Genomic DNA, 14898 nt, shown 5'->3' with positions numbered 1-14898 from the left:
TTATTCATCGGTAGAGTCCGGAGGGAGGCGGAAGCGCACGTCATTTGAAGTCGCAAAGGAGCAACCGTGCCCAAGTATGTTTACGACTTCACCGAGGGCAACAAAGATCTCAAGGATCTGCTCGGCGGTAAGGGGGCCAACCTGGCCGAGATGACCAATCTCGGGCTGCCGGTCCCTCCGGGCTTCACCATCACCACCGACGCCTGCCGCCGTTTCCTCGCCGACGGCGCGCTGCCGCCCGGTCTGCAGGAGGAGATCGACACGCACCTGGGCGCGCTGGAGGGTCGGATGGGCCGCCGGCTGGGCCAGGCCGACGACCCCCTGCTGGTGAGCGTGCGCTCCGGGGCGAAGTTCTCCATGCCGGGCATGATGGAGACCGTCCTCAACATCGGTCTCAACGACGAGTCGGTGCACGGCCTGGCCAAGCAGGCGGGCGGCAACGAGCGCTTCGCCTGGGACTCCTACCGCCGCCTCATCCAGATGTTCGGCAAGACCGTCCAGGGCATCGACGGCGAGCTGTTCGACGAGGCCTTCGAGGAGCTCAAGAACGGCCGCGGCGACCTCGACCTGGACGCCGCCGAGCTGCGCGGCCTCGTCGAGACCTTCAAGGGCATCGTCCGTGACCGGACCGGCCGCGACTTCCCCGCCGACCCGCGCGAGCAGCTGCGCATGGCCATCATGGCCGTCTTCGAGTCCTGGAACGCCCCGCGCGCCATCCTCTACCGCCGCCAGGAGCGCATCCCGGCCGACCTGGGCACCGCCGTCAACGTCTGCACGATGGTCTTCGGCAACTGCGGAATGGACTCCGGCACCGGCGTCGCCTTCACCCGCGACCCCGGCACCGGCCACCAGGGCGTCTACGGCGACTACCTGCAGAACGCCCAGGGCGAGGACGTGGTCGCGGGCATCCGCAACACCATGTCGCTGCAGGACCTGGAGGGCATCGACAAGAACTCCTACGCCGAGCTCATGCGGATCATGGAGAAGCTGGAGAACCACTACCGGGACCTGTGCGACATCGAGTTCACCATCGAGAACGGCAAGCTCTGGATGCTGCAGACCCGGGTGGGCAAGCGCACCGCGGGCGCCGCCTTCCGCATCGCCGTGCAGCTCGTGGACCAGGGCCTGATCGACCTCGACGAGGCGCTCGGCCGCGTCACCGGCGACCAGCTGGCCCAGCTCATGTTCCCGCGCTTCGCCGCGGACGAGACGCGCGAGCGCGTCGCCAAGGGCATGAACGCCTCCCCGGGCGCCGCCGTGGGCAAGGCCGTGTTCTCCTCCGAGCGGGCCGTGGAGCTCGCCGCCAAGGGCGAGGACGTCATCCTGGTCCGCCGCGAGACCAACCCCGACGACCTCAGCGGCATGATCGCCGCCAGGGGCATCCTCACCTCGCGCGGCGGCAAGACCTCCCACGCCGCCGTGGTCGCCCGCGGCATGGGCAAGACCTGCGTCTGCGGCGCCGAGGAGCTGGAGGTGTCCGTCAAGGAGCGCAGGTTCACCGCTCCCGGCGGCGTCGAGGTCGCCGAGGGCGACGTCATCTCCATCGACGGCTCCACCGGCGAGGTCTTCCTGGGCGAGGTGCCCGTGGTCGCCTCCCCGGTCGTGGAGTACTTCGAGGGCACGCACGGGGACGCCGGCGACGAGCTCGTGCGGGCCGTGCACCGCGTCATGACCCACGCCGACTCCGTGCGCCGCCTGGCCGTGCGCGCCAACGCCGACAACGCCGAGGACGCCGCCCGCGCCCGCCGGTTCGGCGGCCAGGGCATCGGCCTGTGCCGTACCGAGCACATGTTCCTCGGCGAGCGCCGCCAGCTGGTCGAGGACCTGGTCCTGGCCGAGTCGGACGACGAGCGCGAGCGGGCGCTGGCCGCGCTGGAGCCGCTGCAGAAGTCGGACTTCATCGAGATCTTCCAGGCGATGGACGGCCTGCCGGTGACCATCCGGCTGATCGACCCGCCGCTCCACGAGTTCCTGCCGGACTACACCGAGCTGTCGGTGAAGGTCGCACTCGCCGGTGACCGGGCGGAGGAGAAGGACCGCAGGCTCCTGGCCGCGGTCAAGCGCCTGCACGAGCAGAACCCCATGCTGGGCCTGCGCGGCGTACGGCTCGGCCTGGTCATCCCCGGCCTGTTCGCCATGCAGGTGCGGGCCATCGCCGAGGCCGCCGAGGAGGTTCCCGGGGCCCGCGCCGAGATCATGATCCCGCTCGTCGGCGCCGTCCAGGAACTGGAGCACGTCAAGGACGAGGCGACCAAGATCCTGGCCGAGGTCGGGGTCGAGGCGCTGGTCGGCACCATGATCGAGGTGCCGCGCGCCGCGCTGACCGCCGGGCAGATCGCCGAGGCCGCCGAGTTCTTCTCCTTCGGCACCAACGACCTCACCCAGATGACCTGGGGCTTCTCCCGCGACGACGTCGAGGCGGCCTTCTTCTCGCGCTACCTGGACCTGGGCGTCTTCGGCGTCTCCCCGTTCGAGACGCTGGACCGCGACGGCGTGGGCAGGCTGGTACGGCTCGCCGCCGAGGAGGGCCGCCGCACCCGCCCCGACCTCAAGCTCGGCATCTGCGGCGAGCACGGCGGCGACCCGGAGTCGATCCACTTCTGCCACGAGGCCGGCCTGGACTACGTCTCCTGCTCGCCGTTCCGCATCCCGGTCGCCCGCCTGGAGGCCGGCCGCGCGGCCCTGAAGGGCGGGGGCTCCGACACGCGCTGATCGATCAGGGAACGGCCGCCCGCGCCGATTCGACGCCACGCGGTCCGCGCCGATTCCGGGGACGCCGGCCCGCCCCGTTCACCCGGGGCGGGCCGCGCTGACTCCGGGGGTGGGTGTTCCGCTGCTCTCCCAGAGTTTGCCGACCGTTCGGCATGGATCGTTCTCATCGGGGATAAACTCACTGCACTCATGCATCGTTACGATGATCGCGCCCAGGCCAGATGGGTGCCGGAACCGCCCGGCAACCCGGAGCGAAGCCCGTTCGAACGCGACCGGGCGCGGGTGCTGCACAGCGCCGGGCTGCGGCGGCTGGCGGCCAAGACGCAGGTGGTCGGGCCGGGGGAGACGCTCGGCAGCGGCCAGCACGTCCCGCGCACCCGGCTGACCCACTCGCTGGAGTGCGCGCAGATCGGCCGGGAGATGGGCGAGGTCCTGGGCCGCGACCCCGACCTGGTGGAGACCGCCTGCCTGGCCCACGACCTCGGGCACCCGCCGTTCGGGCACAACGGCGAGGTCGCGCTGAACGAGCTGGCCGCCGCGTGCGGCGGGTTCGAGGGCAACGCGCAGAGCCTGCGCCTGCTGACCCGCCTGGAGGCCAAGGTCCTCACCGAGGACGGCCGCAGCGCCGGGCTGAACCTGACCCGCGCCTCCCTGGACGCCGCGATCAAATACCCGTGGACCGCCGCGGCCGGCCCGAAGTACTGCGCGTACGCCGACGACCTGCCGGCCTTCACCTGGATCAGGGAGGGCGCCCCCGAGGGGCGCGTCAGCTTCGAGGCGCAGATCATGGACTGGGCCGACGATGTCGCCTACTCCGTGCACGATCTGGAGGACGCCCTGCACTCCGGGGACGTCGAGCTCAAGGCGCTGCGCGACCCCGCCGAGCGCCGCGACGTGTGCGCGACCACCCGCACGTGGTACGCCCGGGACGCCAGGCCCGGCGAGCTGGAGGAGATCTTCACCCGCCTCGTCGCCGAGCCGTTCTGGCCCCGCCGCTTCGACGGCTCCCACGCCGATCTCGCCGCGCTCAAGCACCTGACCAGCATCCTCATCGGCCGTCTCTGCCGGGCCGCCGAGGCCGCCACCAGGGAGGCGTACGGCGCCGACGCCGGGCGCTACGAGGCCGAGCTGGTCGTGCCCCGGAACGTCCGGCTGGAGTGCGCGGTGCTCAAGGGGGTCACCGCCCACTACGTGATGACCCGGGAGGAGCACAACGCCAACCAGGCCCGGCAGCGGGAGCTCATCCGCGACCTGGCGGACCTGATCATGCGGGGCGCCCCCGGCACGCTGGAGCCCGCGCTCCAGCTCGCCTTCACCCGGGCGGGCGACGACGCCGGACGGCTCCGGGTGGTGATCGACCAGATCGCCTCGCTCACCGACACCTCGGCGGTGACCTGGCACGAGCGCCTCACCGGCCGCTGAGGGCCGGCGAGAGGGCGCTGAGAGGGCTCACGGCCGGTGCGGGGTCTTCACCGCCGGGTCTTCACGGGCCGGTGCGGGGTCTTCACCGGCAGGCCCCTTCACTGGCCGGTGAGGGGGCTCGGGTCTCCGACGACCATCTCCCTGCCGTCCGGGGTGCCCGGCCCGTCCGGCCGCTCGGTGGGCTTGGGCATGGACCTGGGCTTGCACAGGATCGCGCACCGGGGCGTCGCCCCCGTCCGCCCCATGACGGCCCGCGTCTCCGCCGCCGGGGAGAGCGTGTGGTTGCCGTGCAGCCAGGCGCTCAGGTAGTCCCACGGCTCGACCATGCCGCGCCGTACCCACCACAGGGAGGGCTGGGTCTTCCAGGAGATCGCGAAGTAGAGGTTGCTGGCGGTGTCCCGGGCGTTGCCCGAGTTGCCGATCCGGCCGAGGGTCTGGCCGGCGCCGACCCGCACGCCCGGTCCGATCCCGGGCTCGACCGCGTCGAGGTGGCCGCCGAGGTAGAGCACGCCGTCGTCGCCGAGGACCGTGACGAAGCGGCCCTCGCGGTCCTGGCCCCTGTCGGTGGACGGCGCCCATCGGTTCTTGGTGTTGACCTCGTGGACCACGCCGCTGATCGGGGAGACGAAGGCGCATCCCCTGGCCGTCCAGATCGTGGTCTTGGGCAGCACCAGCAGCTTGCTCTGGTAGGAGACCCGGCAGCCCTTCACCGGGAAGGCGTAGGTGAACTCCGAGACCTTCGGGGGCGGCACCAGGACCGGGGCGTCCCCCTTGGGGATCTTCACCGGCGCCTGGGCGGCGGGGGTCGGGGTCGGGGCCGGGAGCGTCGCGGTGATCGAGCCCTGGGCCGCGGCCGCCTCGGCGGAGGCGGGGGGCTGCGTGCTGATGCCGGCCACCCCTCCGGGCGACGCGCACGCTCCCGTGACCAGGATGGCCCCGGTCACGGTGGCCAACCGTGTTATATGCCCCGATCGCATGGTGTCCACCCGCATAAGGTATCGATAATCCGCCTTTACCTTTGTATCCGACCTCCTCGCCGGTCACGACCGGTTCGGCCAAGTAGTTCTGCGTCGACCTGGGACGGGGAACGGGTGGGTGTGTCGGGGGACGGGATTAGACTCACGGCGTGGCAGGCCGGATCAGTGACGACGACATCGCGCTCGTGCGAGAGCGCTCACCGATCGCCGACGTGGTGGGCGAGCACATCCAGCTCCGCAACGCCGGGGGCGGAAACCTGAAGGGGCTGTGCCCCTTCCACGAGGAGAAGACCCCGTCCTTCAACGTCACCCCCGCCCGGGGTTACTGGTACTGCTTCGGCTGCGCCGAGGGCGGCGACGTCATCACCTTCATCCGCCGGCTGGAGCACCTGTCGTTCGGCGAGGCCGTGGAGCGGCTGGCCAACCGCGCCGGGATCCGGCTCCGCTACGAGCAGGGCGGCTACGTCCCCGGGCGGGAGCAGGGCGAGCGCAGCAGACTGATCGAGGCGCACCGGGCCGCGGCGGAGTTCTACGCCGCCAAGCTGACCGATCCGGAGGCCGCGCCGGGACGGCGGTTCCTGGCCGAGCGCGGGTTCGAGCGGGCCGACGCCGAGCGTTTCGGGGTGGGCTACGCGCCCGCCGAGTGGGAAGCGCTCTCCCGGCACCTCATGGGGCGCGGGTTCACCGCGGCCGAGCTGGTCAAGGGCGGCCTGGCCAAGGAGGGCCGCCGGGGGCCGATCGACCGGTTCCGGGGGCGGCTGGTCTGGCCGATCCGCGACATCACCGGCGACGTGATCGGTTTCGGTGCGCGGAAGCTGAACGACGCCGAGGAGGGGCCGAAGTACCTCAACACCCCGGAGAGCCCGCTCTACAAGAAGAGCGAGGTCCTGTACGGCGTCGACCTGGCCAAGCGGGAGATCTCCAAGCGCTCCCAGGCGGTGATCGTCGAGGGCTACACCGACGTGATGGCCTGCCACCTGGCGGGCGTTCCGACGGCCGTGGCCACCTGCGGCACGGCGTTCGGCGCCGAGCACATCAAGGTGCTGCGCCGGCTGCTGCTGGACCAGTCCGGCTCCCAGGGCGAGGTGGTCTTCACCTTCGACGGCGACGCGGCCGGGCAGAAGGCGGCGCTGCGCGCCTTCGCCGACGAGCAGAAGTTCGTCACCCAGACCTACGTGGCGGTGCAGCCCTCCGGCCTCGACCCCTGCGACCTGAGGGTCGGCCACGGCGACGCGGCGGTGCGCGATCTGATCGCGAGCAAGGAGCCGCTGTTCGCGTTCGCGATCCGCAGCGTCATCTCCCGCTACGACGTGAGCACCAACGAGGGGCGGCTGTCGGCGCTGGACGCCGCCGCGCCGATCGTGGCCGGCATCAAGGACCGGGCGCTGCGCCAGCTGTACGCCGTGGACCTGGACCGCTGGCTCGGGTTCAACAACGAGCGGTTCGTCATGGAGCGGATCGCCGAGATCGCCGGCACGGCCGCCCGCCAGACCCAGCCCGCCGGCCCCCGGCGGGTCGCCGAGCTCACCGATCCCGGGGTCCGCACCGAGGCCGAGATCCTCAAGCTCGCCGTGCAGCGCCCGGCGCTGCTCGGGGCGCGGTTCGACGCGATCGGGACCGAGGCGTTCACCCTCCCCGAGCACGTCGCCCTCTACAAGCTGATCTCCGAGGCGGGCGGCGCCGCGACGGCCGAGGACGGCGGGCGCGCGTGGGTGGACCGCCTGGTCGCCGTCGCGGGCGAGGGCCTGCGGGGGATGGTCACCCGTTTCGCGGTCGAGGAACTGCGGGTGGACCTCGCGACCGAGGAGCGGTACGCCGCGGCCATGCTCGCCGCGCTGGAACTGGTCTCGGTGAACCGGGCGATCGAGCAGCTGAAGTCGCGGCTGGAGCGGGCCGGCGCGAGCGAGTCCCCCGAGGAGTACAACCGCCTGTTCGCCGAGCTGTTCGAACTGGAACGGCAGCGGCGCACGCTGAAGGAGCGCGCGGCGGGAAGCTGATCACGCAATCAGCTTTAATTTCCTGAATCGTATTCGGCCAAACCTTTATAAGATCTCGTTTTGATAATGATCCACGCCTTACCTCCGGTGACAAAAATAGGTCTGCCGTTTTGGGTGACAAATACAGCAGACTGTGTCCCGTGGGTGCATCGGTGCTGCCAAGTGGGCCGCCTTCGGTAGACCAGGTGGCCGACCTCGTCGCGAAAGGAAGGGAGCGCGGAAGCGTCACCGTCGATGACGTGGCCGCCGCTCTCGACAAATCCGAGCTGCCGTCCGACGCGCTCGAACGCGTCGTTCGCATGCTCGCCGAGAACGGAGTGGAGGTCCTCGAGCCGCAGGGCGACGAGGAGACCGCCAAGTCCGATGAGGAAGACGCCGGTAAGCGGGCCCCGACCAGTGACCTGGTCCGCATCTATCTGCGGGAGATCGGGCGGGTGCCCCTTCTCACCGCCGAGGAGGAGGTGGAGCTCGCCAAGGCCATCGAGGCGGGACTGTTCGCGGAGGACAAGCTGACGAGCGTCGCCTCGCGGCTGGCCTTCCCCGAGCTGGCCGAGCTGGCCTGGGAGGGGACGCGCGCGAAACAACGGCTCATCGAGGCCAATCTCCGGCTGGTCGTCTCGATAGCCAAGCGTTATGTGGGACGCGGGATGTTGTTCTTGGACTTGATCCAGGAGGGCAACCTGGGCCTCATCCGGGCGGTTGAGAAATTCGACTACACCAAGGGTTACAAGTTCTCCACTTATGCCACGTGGTGGATTCGCCAGGCGATCACCCGTGCCATCGCCGACCAGGCCCGCACCATCCGCATTCCGGTGCACATGGTGGAGACGATCAACAAACTGGTCCGGGTCCAGCGCCAGCTCCACCAGGACCTCGGCCGCGAGCCGGCGCCCGAGGAGATCGCCATGGAGATGGACCTGCCGATCGACCGGGTGATCGAGATCCAGCGCATCGCCCAGGAGCCGGTCTCCCTCCAGTCGCCCATCGGCGAGGAAGACTCCGACCTCGGTGACTTCATCGAGGACGCCGACGCGGTCGTGCCGATGGAGGCGGCGGCCTTCATCATGCTGCAGGATCAGCTCGACGAGATCCTCGCCACGCTGTCGGAACGGGAGCAGCGCATCATCCAGCTGCGCTTCGGCCTGGCCGACGGTCACCCCCGGACGCTGGAGGAGGTCGGCCGGGAGTTCGGCGTGACGCGTGAGCGCATCCGCCAGATCGAGTCCAAGACGCTGGCGAAGCTCCGCCACCCGACCAGGGCGCAGATGCTGCGCGACTATCTCGACTGAGGCCGCACCCGCTGTGACGGGACGCAGCTCACGCCGATGGCCCGGGAGATTCCCGGGCCATCGGCGTTGAGCGGCGATCGGAGCGGGGGACCGTCACGGAGTGAGGGACCGCAGACGGAGCTTGAGGCGGGCGGTGACGGCCGGGTCGAGGGCCTCCCAGCTGCCGTCCAGCGGGGTGACCGTGACGTGGCCGGCGGTCAGGAGGTTGTGGTCGGAGTCGCGGACCGGGTCCGGGGCGGTGCTCAGGACGGGCAGGACGCGGAAGCAGTCGGCGCAGACGTCCGGCGCGGGGGCGTAGGCCGTGGAGACGAAGGACGAGGTGCCCAGGCGGGCGAAGGAGACCCGGCCGGCGGGCTCGGTCGGGTAGTTGACGTTCAGCGCGGTGCGCGCCGGGAGCAGTTCGCCGTCGTGGGCGGTCGCCCTCAGCCGATCGATCATCTTCACGGCGAAGGCGATCGACTGCCGCAGGCTGGGGAACGAGGGCGGGCTGGTGGTGACGTCCACCGCCGTGCTGAAGGCGATGGCCGGGACGCCCTTCTCGATGGCCATGACGGCGGCGCCGACGGTGCCGGAGTGGTTGGTCACGGCGGCGATGTTCTGGCCCGCGTTGGGGCCGGAGACGACGAGGTCGGGCGGAGCGTCGCCGTATACCCTCTGGAGGGCGAAGGAGACCGCGTCGCCCGGGCTGCCCGCCACGGACCAGACGCCGGCAGACTCCTGCCGGGCCGTGATGGTCGTGCCGAACCTGGTGTTGACGGCCGTCCCGGTGCCGCTGGAGTCGGTGAGGGGGGCGACGACCGTGACCTCGTGCCCGGCCGCGATCAGCGCCTGCCGCAGCGCCTGGATGAAGGGGAAGGCGTAGCCGTCGTCGTTGGTGAGGAGGATGCGCAGGGGCTCGCGGGTGCGCGACCGGGAGGCGGGCGAAGCGGCGCCGGCGGAGTGGGGATCGCCGCTGGAGGGCGAGGCGGTGACGGGCGAGGCGGTGACGGGCGAGGCGGTGACGGGCGGGACGGGGGCCGCGGGGGACGGGCTCTGGGCGGCGGCCGGGACGGCGGAGCCGAGCGATCCGGCGAGGACGAGCGGCATCAGGGGGGTGAGGACGCGAGTGAAGTTGCGTAGCGTGGCCACGCTGGCCTCCTTGGGGATCCTGGGGGGAGTCGCCTGCCGGGCCGGCCCGTGCCGTCGCGCCTGCGGCACGGGAGGACCTTTTCGTTACGTTACAGAACGGAACGTATATGGAGGCAGTGTCGAAGTGAGCGAGGCTCCTGTCAATGGGCGATCGGAGAACGGCCCGCCGGAGGACGGGCCGCCGGGGAGCGGACGGCCGGGAATCGGGCGCCCGGAGGCCGTCAAGGGGCGCCCGCGCGACCCCGGGATCGAGGAGCGGGTCACGCGCGCCACGATCGAGTCGCTGCTGGAGGCGGGCTACCGGCAGACGACCATCGAGGCCGTCGCCCGGCGCTCCGGGGTGAGCAGGCCCGCGATCTACCGGCGCTGGAAGTCCAAGGCCGAGATCGTGGCGTACGCGCTGTTCGCGCACTCCGACTCCACGGCGCTGCGCGACTGCGGGGATCTCCGCGAAGACCTGCGGGCCTGGACGCGGGCCGTGCTCGCCCGGTTCGGCCGCCCGGAGATCGCCGCGGCGTTCCCCGGGCTCCTGGGAGACATGCAGGACGAGAGGCGATCGCGGGCGGGCGGCGATTCACGTGACAGCGACAGCGACAGGGACGGGGACGGGGACAGCGACGGTGACGGGGTCGAGGGCGGGGGCGGACGGCGGGGCGGGTCCGCGGCGGACGACTTCCGCGCGCACCTGGTCGGGCCGCGGAGGAGGCACTTCGCCAAGACCCTCGAGGCCGCCGCCGCCCGGGGCGACCTGCGGCCCGGCGTCGACCACGAGGCCGTGTTCGAACTGCTGGTCGGCTCGGTCTTCCTCCGGGTGACGAGCGGCAAGGCCGTGGACGACCCCGGGTACGAGGACCAGCTCGTCGATCTGCTCTACCACGCGGTGGCCCGTACCACGGCGACCTGAAAGCGGCCCGGGCCGGCGATCGGAGGTTGTTGACGATCATAGGTTGGGGAAAGCTAGGTTAGGGATGCCTAACTGACACCCAGGAGCTTCTATGCGCCTCGTCCTCCGTTCCACGGCCGCCTGCGGTCTGCTCGCCCTCGCCCTCACCGCGTGCGGCTCGGGTGACGACGGCGCCGACGGCGGCTCGGCCAGCGGCAGCGGCAGCGCCGCCGTCGCGCCGCAGCCCGCGCCGACCGGGAAGGTCACCGAGACCGTGGAGGTCGCGGCCACCGACACCACCTGCGTCCCGGCCAAGACCGCGCTGCCCGCGGGTGTGATCAGCTTCAAGCTCACGAACAACGGCAAGGAGCCCACCTGGCTCTACGTCTTCCGCGCCGACAAGACCGTGGTCAGCGAGCGGGCCAACATCGCCCCCGGCGCCACCGCCGACCTGGTCGTCGAGCTCGGCGCGGGCGCCTACCAGGTCGCCTGCAAGCCCAACCACGAGGGTGACGGCATCCGCCAGGACATCACGGTCACCGGCGAGCTGACCGCCCAGACCGACCCGCGCATCACCCGCGCCGTCGAGGACTACCGCACCTACATCGCCGAGCAGGTCGACGACAGCATCGCCAAGACCGAGGACTTCGTCGCCGCGGTCGAGAAGGGCGACCTCGGGAAGGCCAAGGACCTCTACGCCCCGAGCCGGGTCGGCTGGGAGCGGATCGAGCCGGTGGCCGAGGCCTTCGGCGACATCGACCCCAAGGTCGACCTGCGCGAGGCCGACCTGGAGGAGGGCGCCGAGTGGACCGGCTGGCACCGCCTGGAGAAGGCGCTGTGGAAGGCGCCGGGCACCCTCGGCAAGGAGTCGAAGTACGGCGACCGGCTCCTCGAGGACCTCGACGCGCTCAAGAAGAAGCTGCCCACCGCCGAGATCACCGCCAGCTCCATGGCCAACGGCGCCAAGGAACTCCTCGACGAGGTGGCCACCGGGAAGGTGACCGGGGAGGAAGAGGCCTTCTCCCACACCGACCTGTGGGACTTCAAGGCCAACGTGGACGGCGCGTTCAAGGTCTACCAGCTCCTCACCCCGATCGTGATGGAGAAGAACCCCGCGCTGGTCACCACCCTGGACGCCGAGTTCGCCGAGCTGAACACCCTGCTCGGCAAGTACGCCGAGGGCGACGGATTCGTCTCCTACACGGAGCTGTCCAAGGAACAGGTCAAGGAGCTCGCCGACGCGGTCAACGCGCTGGCCGAGCCGCTGTCCGGCCTGGCCGCGGTCGTCGCGGGCTGATCCGCGCCACGGGCCCGGCGGCGGGACCCGCGGCCGGGAGGAGGAACGAGGAGGGGAACATGGCCGACCTCAGCCGTCGCAGGCTCCTGACCGGGGCGGGACTGGCGGTGGGCGCCGGGGTCGCCGTCGGCGCCGGCGCCGGTATGGCGAAGCTCGCCGAGACCGGGCCGGTCCACGCGGACGCCCCGGGCGGCCCGATCCCGTTCCACGGCCCGCACCAGGCCGGTATCGCCACGCCCGTCCAGGACCGGCTGCACTTCGCCGCCTTCGACCTCGGCACAGACTCGCCCGCGAAGGCGGCGGAGCTGATGCGCGAGTGGACCGCGGCGGCCGTGCGGATGACCGCGGGGCAGGAAATCGGAGGCGGGGCGACCGGGGCGGAGCTGGCTCCGCCGGACGACACCGGAGAAGCCCTCGAACTGCCCGCCTCGCGGCTCACGCTGACGGTCGGCTTCGGCCCCTCCTTCTTCGAGCGGCTCGGACTGCCCGCGCCCGACCGGCTGAAGGAGCTGCCGCGCTTCCCCGCCGACAAGCTCGACCCGGCCCGCAGCGGCGGCGACATCTGCGTGCAGGCGTGCGCCGACGACCCGCAGGTCGCCGTGCACGCCGTACGGAACCTCGCGCGGATCGCCTTCGGCACGGCCTCGGTGCGATGGTCCCAGCTCGGCTTCGGCAAGACGTCCTCGACCACGCCGCAGGCGCAGACCCCGCGCAACCTGATGGGCTTCAAGGACGGGACCCGCAACATCGCCGGGACCGACCGGGCCGCGCTGGACGCCCACGTCTGGGTGGGCGGGGAGGGGCCCGAGTGGCTGCGCGGCGGGTCCTACCTGGTGGCCCGGCGGATCCGGATGCACATCGAGACGTGGGACCGCACCTCCCTGAAGGAGCAGGAGGACATCTTCGGCCGGACCAAGCGGGAGGGCGCGCCGTACGGCGCCGCCCGCGAGCACGATCCGGTCCCGCTGGACAAGCTCCCCGCCGACGCCCACGTCCGGCTGGCCCATCCCGACTCGCTGGGCGGGGCGACGATCCTGCGGCGGGGCTACTCCTTCACAGACGGCAGCGACGGCCTGGGGCGGCTGGAGGCGGGCCTGTTCTTCCTGGCCTACCAGCGCGACCCGGAGAAGGGGTTCATCCCCATCCAGCGGGCGCTGGCCGCCCGGGACCCGCTCAACGAGTACATCCAGCACGTCGGATCGGGCATCTGGGCCTGCCCCGGCGGAGTGACGCCGGGATCCTTCTGGGGCGAGACCCTGTTTTCTTAGCGGATAACGGCGCAGACTGGGCAGATGGAAGCGCGGCCGGCCGTAGACGACGCCGCGCTCGGGCGCGAGGCGTGGTCCGTGCTCGACGCGAACCGGACGGGGTCCGCCACCGTGCCCGCACCCGGCCTCTACCCGCACCAGTGGAGCTGGGACTCCGCCTTCGTGACCATCGGGGTGGCCCGCCGGGACACCCGCAGGGCCGCAGCCGAACTGCTCAGCCTGCTGTCCGGGCAGTGGCGCACCGGCATGGTGCCGCACATCGTCTTCCACCCCGCCCACGCCGAGGCGTACTTCCCCGGCCCGTCCGTCTGGCGCTCCCACGACCATCCGGCGGCCCCCAATGACGTGCTCACCTCGGGACTGACCCAGCCGCCCCTGCACGCCCTGGCCCTGTGGCAGGTGTGGCGGTACGCGGTGGACCGCGCCGAGGCCGCCGCCCTCGTCCGGCGGGTCTACCCGATGCTGGTGGCCCAGCACGACTACCTCGCCACGACCAGGGACCTGGGCGGCGCGGGGCTGGCCGCGATCGTGCACCCGTGGGAGTCCGGGATGGACGACAGCCCCGCGTGGGACGAGCCGCTGGAGGCGCTGCCCACGGTCCGCTACGCCTACCGGCGCGAGGAGCTCCCCGAGCGGCACCCCGACAGCCACCACGACCGCTACGTCTGGCTGGCGCTGCGCTACCGCGACTCCGGCTACGACGGGTCCTACCTGCGCCTGGACCACCCGTTCGCGGTCGAGGACCCGATGTTCAACGGGATCTGGCTGGCCTCCTGCCACGCGCTGGCCGAGCTGGCCGCGGCGGCCGGGGACGACCCCCGGCAGCACGAGGAGGCGGCCGCGCGGATCCGTGCGGCGCTGCTGGACCGCCTCTGGGCCGACGGCCTGTTCCACGCCCGCGACCTGCGCGGCGACCGGCTGATCCCGATCCGCACGATCGGCGGTTTCGGGCCGCTGCTCGACCCCGGCCTGCCCGGCGACCGGGTGGACGAGCTGCTGGACACGCTGGAGTCGCCCCGTTTCATGGGCGCGGCCGGATACCCGGTGCCCAGCTGCGAGATCCGGGCGCCCCAGTTCGACCGCTCCCGGTACTGGCGGGGCCCGTCGTGGGTGAACACCAACTGGCTGCTGCGCCGGGCGGCCGCCGTACACGGCCGGGCGGACCTGGTCCGGCAGCTGGGCACGGCCACCCTCCGCCTGGTACGGCAGGCGGGCTTCCGCGAGTGCTTCGACCCCTTCGACGGCAGCGGCCGGGGCGGCCGGGACTTCTCCTGGTCGGCGGCGCTCACCCTCGACCTGCTCGCGGAGGCCGAGCTCGCGGAGACCGAGGAGGCGGCGGGCGGGGGAGCATGAGCGGGTGTGAGTAGCGTGGAGGGGTGAAGCTCTTCAACCGCACGCCCGCCGAGGTCCGCGCAGCCGTGGACCCCGCCGACCGGGTGCTGACCCACGCCAAGGGCCCCGACGGCCATGTGATCGCCACCGACCGCGCGCTCTACCTCGGCGGGACCAGGCTCCCGTGGTTCCAGGTGGACCGCGGCGTGTGGGACGAGGAGGGGCTGACGGTCGTGACCACGGACGGGCGGACGCACCGGGCCCTGCTGCCCGAGCCGGGCCGGGTGCCGGAGGCCGTGCGGGAGAGGGTGACCGCCTCGATCCTGGTCAGCCAGTACGTCCCGCTGGACGTGCGCGGGGGAGTGCGGCTGGTGGCCCGGCGGGCGGAGGACGACCGGACGGTGTGGGAGTTCGTCTTCGACGAGGGGCTCGATCCCGGGGATCCCGGCCTGCGGGCGCTGGCCGAGCAGGCGTTGGAGGGGGTCCGCCGGAGTTTCGGCGTCTGAGGGAGCCCGAGCCCGTGAGCGCTCTGAGGGTCCCCGAGTCCGCGAGCGCTCTGAGGGTCCCCGAACCGTGAGTGATGTGGACAACCC

The 14898-nt window shown here is 71.8% G+C and carries 11 protein-coding genes; 9 read left to right on the top strand and 2 right to left on the bottom strand.

All coding sequences use genetic code 11. The annotated features are described in order from the left end of the window. Positions 1-66 precede the first annotated feature (66 nt). Together ppdK and Plo01_RS37880 are read left to right on the top strand one after the other, a co-directional pair. On the top strand, positions 67-2712 hold the full coding sequence (gene ppdK, locus Plo01_RS37885; protein WP_203895621.1) for a pyruvate, phosphate dikinase: 2646 nt from the start codon (positions 67-69) through the stop codon (positions 2710-2712). 189 nt (positions 2713-2901) lie between these two features. Next, positions 2902-4134: a deoxyguanosinetriphosphate triphosphohydrolase gene (locus tag Plo01_RS37880; protein WP_203895620.1), complete on the top strand. Its 1233-nt coding sequence runs from the start codon at positions 2902-2904 to the stop codon at positions 4132-4134. Positions 4135-4232: 98 nt separating this feature from the next. Here the strand turns inward: Plo01_RS37880 and Plo01_RS37875 are convergent, their stop codons facing one another. Further along, complete coding sequence (locus Plo01_RS37875; RefSeq protein ID WP_239317855.1) at positions 4233-5078, bottom strand: M23 family metallopeptidase; 846 nt, start codon at positions 5076-5078, stop codon at positions 4233-4235. Between the two features lie 182 nt (positions 5079-5260). Between Plo01_RS37875 and dnaG the strand changes: the two genes are divergently transcribed. After that, the gene (dnaG, locus tag Plo01_RS37870) at positions 5261-7108 is read left to right on the top strand and encodes a DNA primase (protein WP_203895619.1); all 1848 of its coding nucleotides are present in this window, start codon (positions 5261-5263) and stop codon (positions 7106-7108) included. A 185-nt stretch (positions 7109-7293) separates the two neighbouring features. Then, positions 7294-8397: an RNA polymerase sigma factor RpoD gene (gene rpoD / locus Plo01_RS37865; protein WP_373871762.1), complete on the top strand. Its 1104-nt coding sequence runs from the start codon at positions 7294-7296 to the stop codon at positions 8395-8397. A gap of 93 nt (positions 8398-8490) precedes the next feature. Here the strand turns inward: rpoD and surE are convergent, their stop codons facing one another. Beyond that, complete coding sequence (gene surE, locus Plo01_RS37860) at positions 8491-9525, bottom strand: 5'/3'-nucleotidase SurE (RefSeq protein WP_203895618.1); 1035 nt, start codon at positions 9523-9525, stop codon at positions 8491-8493. Between the two features lie 124 nt (positions 9526-9649). Between surE and Plo01_RS37855 the strand changes: the two genes are divergently transcribed. The 5 genes from Plo01_RS37855 to Plo01_RS37835 all read left to right on the top strand — a co-directional run bounded on the left by Plo01_RS37855 (position 9650) and on the right by Plo01_RS37835 (position 14811). Beyond that, a complete protein-coding gene (locus Plo01_RS37855; RefSeq protein ID WP_203895617.1) occupies positions 9650-10429 on the top strand; it encodes a TetR/AcrR family transcriptional regulator in 780 nt (259 codons plus the stop codon). Positions 10430-10520: 91 nt separating this feature from the next. Next, on the top strand, positions 10521-11705 hold the full coding sequence (gene efeO, locus Plo01_RS37850; RefSeq protein ID WP_203895616.1) for an iron uptake system protein EfeO: 1185 nt from the start codon (positions 10521-10523) through the stop codon (positions 11703-11705). A gap of 59 nt (positions 11706-11764) precedes the next feature. After that, entirely contained in the window at positions 11765-12973 is a 1209-nt protein-coding gene (gene efeB / locus Plo01_RS37845) for an iron uptake transporter deferrochelatase/peroxidase subunit (protein WP_203895615.1), read from the top strand. A 24-nt stretch (positions 12974-12997) separates the two neighbouring features. Further along, positions 12998-14326 (top strand): MGH1-like glycoside hydrolase domain-containing protein, encoded by a 1329-nt coding sequence (locus Plo01_RS37840; protein WP_203895614.1) that lies wholly within the window; start codon positions 12998-13000, stop codon positions 14324-14326. 23 nt (positions 14327-14349) lie between these two features. After that, positions 14350-14811: a hypothetical protein gene (locus Plo01_RS37835; RefSeq protein WP_203895613.1), complete on the top strand. Its 462-nt coding sequence runs from the start codon at positions 14350-14352 to the stop codon at positions 14809-14811. Positions 14812-14898 lie beyond the last annotated feature (87 nt).

The sequence above is a fragment of the Planobispora longispora genome (genome assembly GCF_016863135.1).
Classification (GTDB): Bacteria; Actinomycetota; Actinomycetes; order Streptosporangiales; family Streptosporangiaceae; genus Planobispora; species Planobispora longispora.
This window is presented reverse-complemented; position numbering and strand designations above follow the sequence as displayed.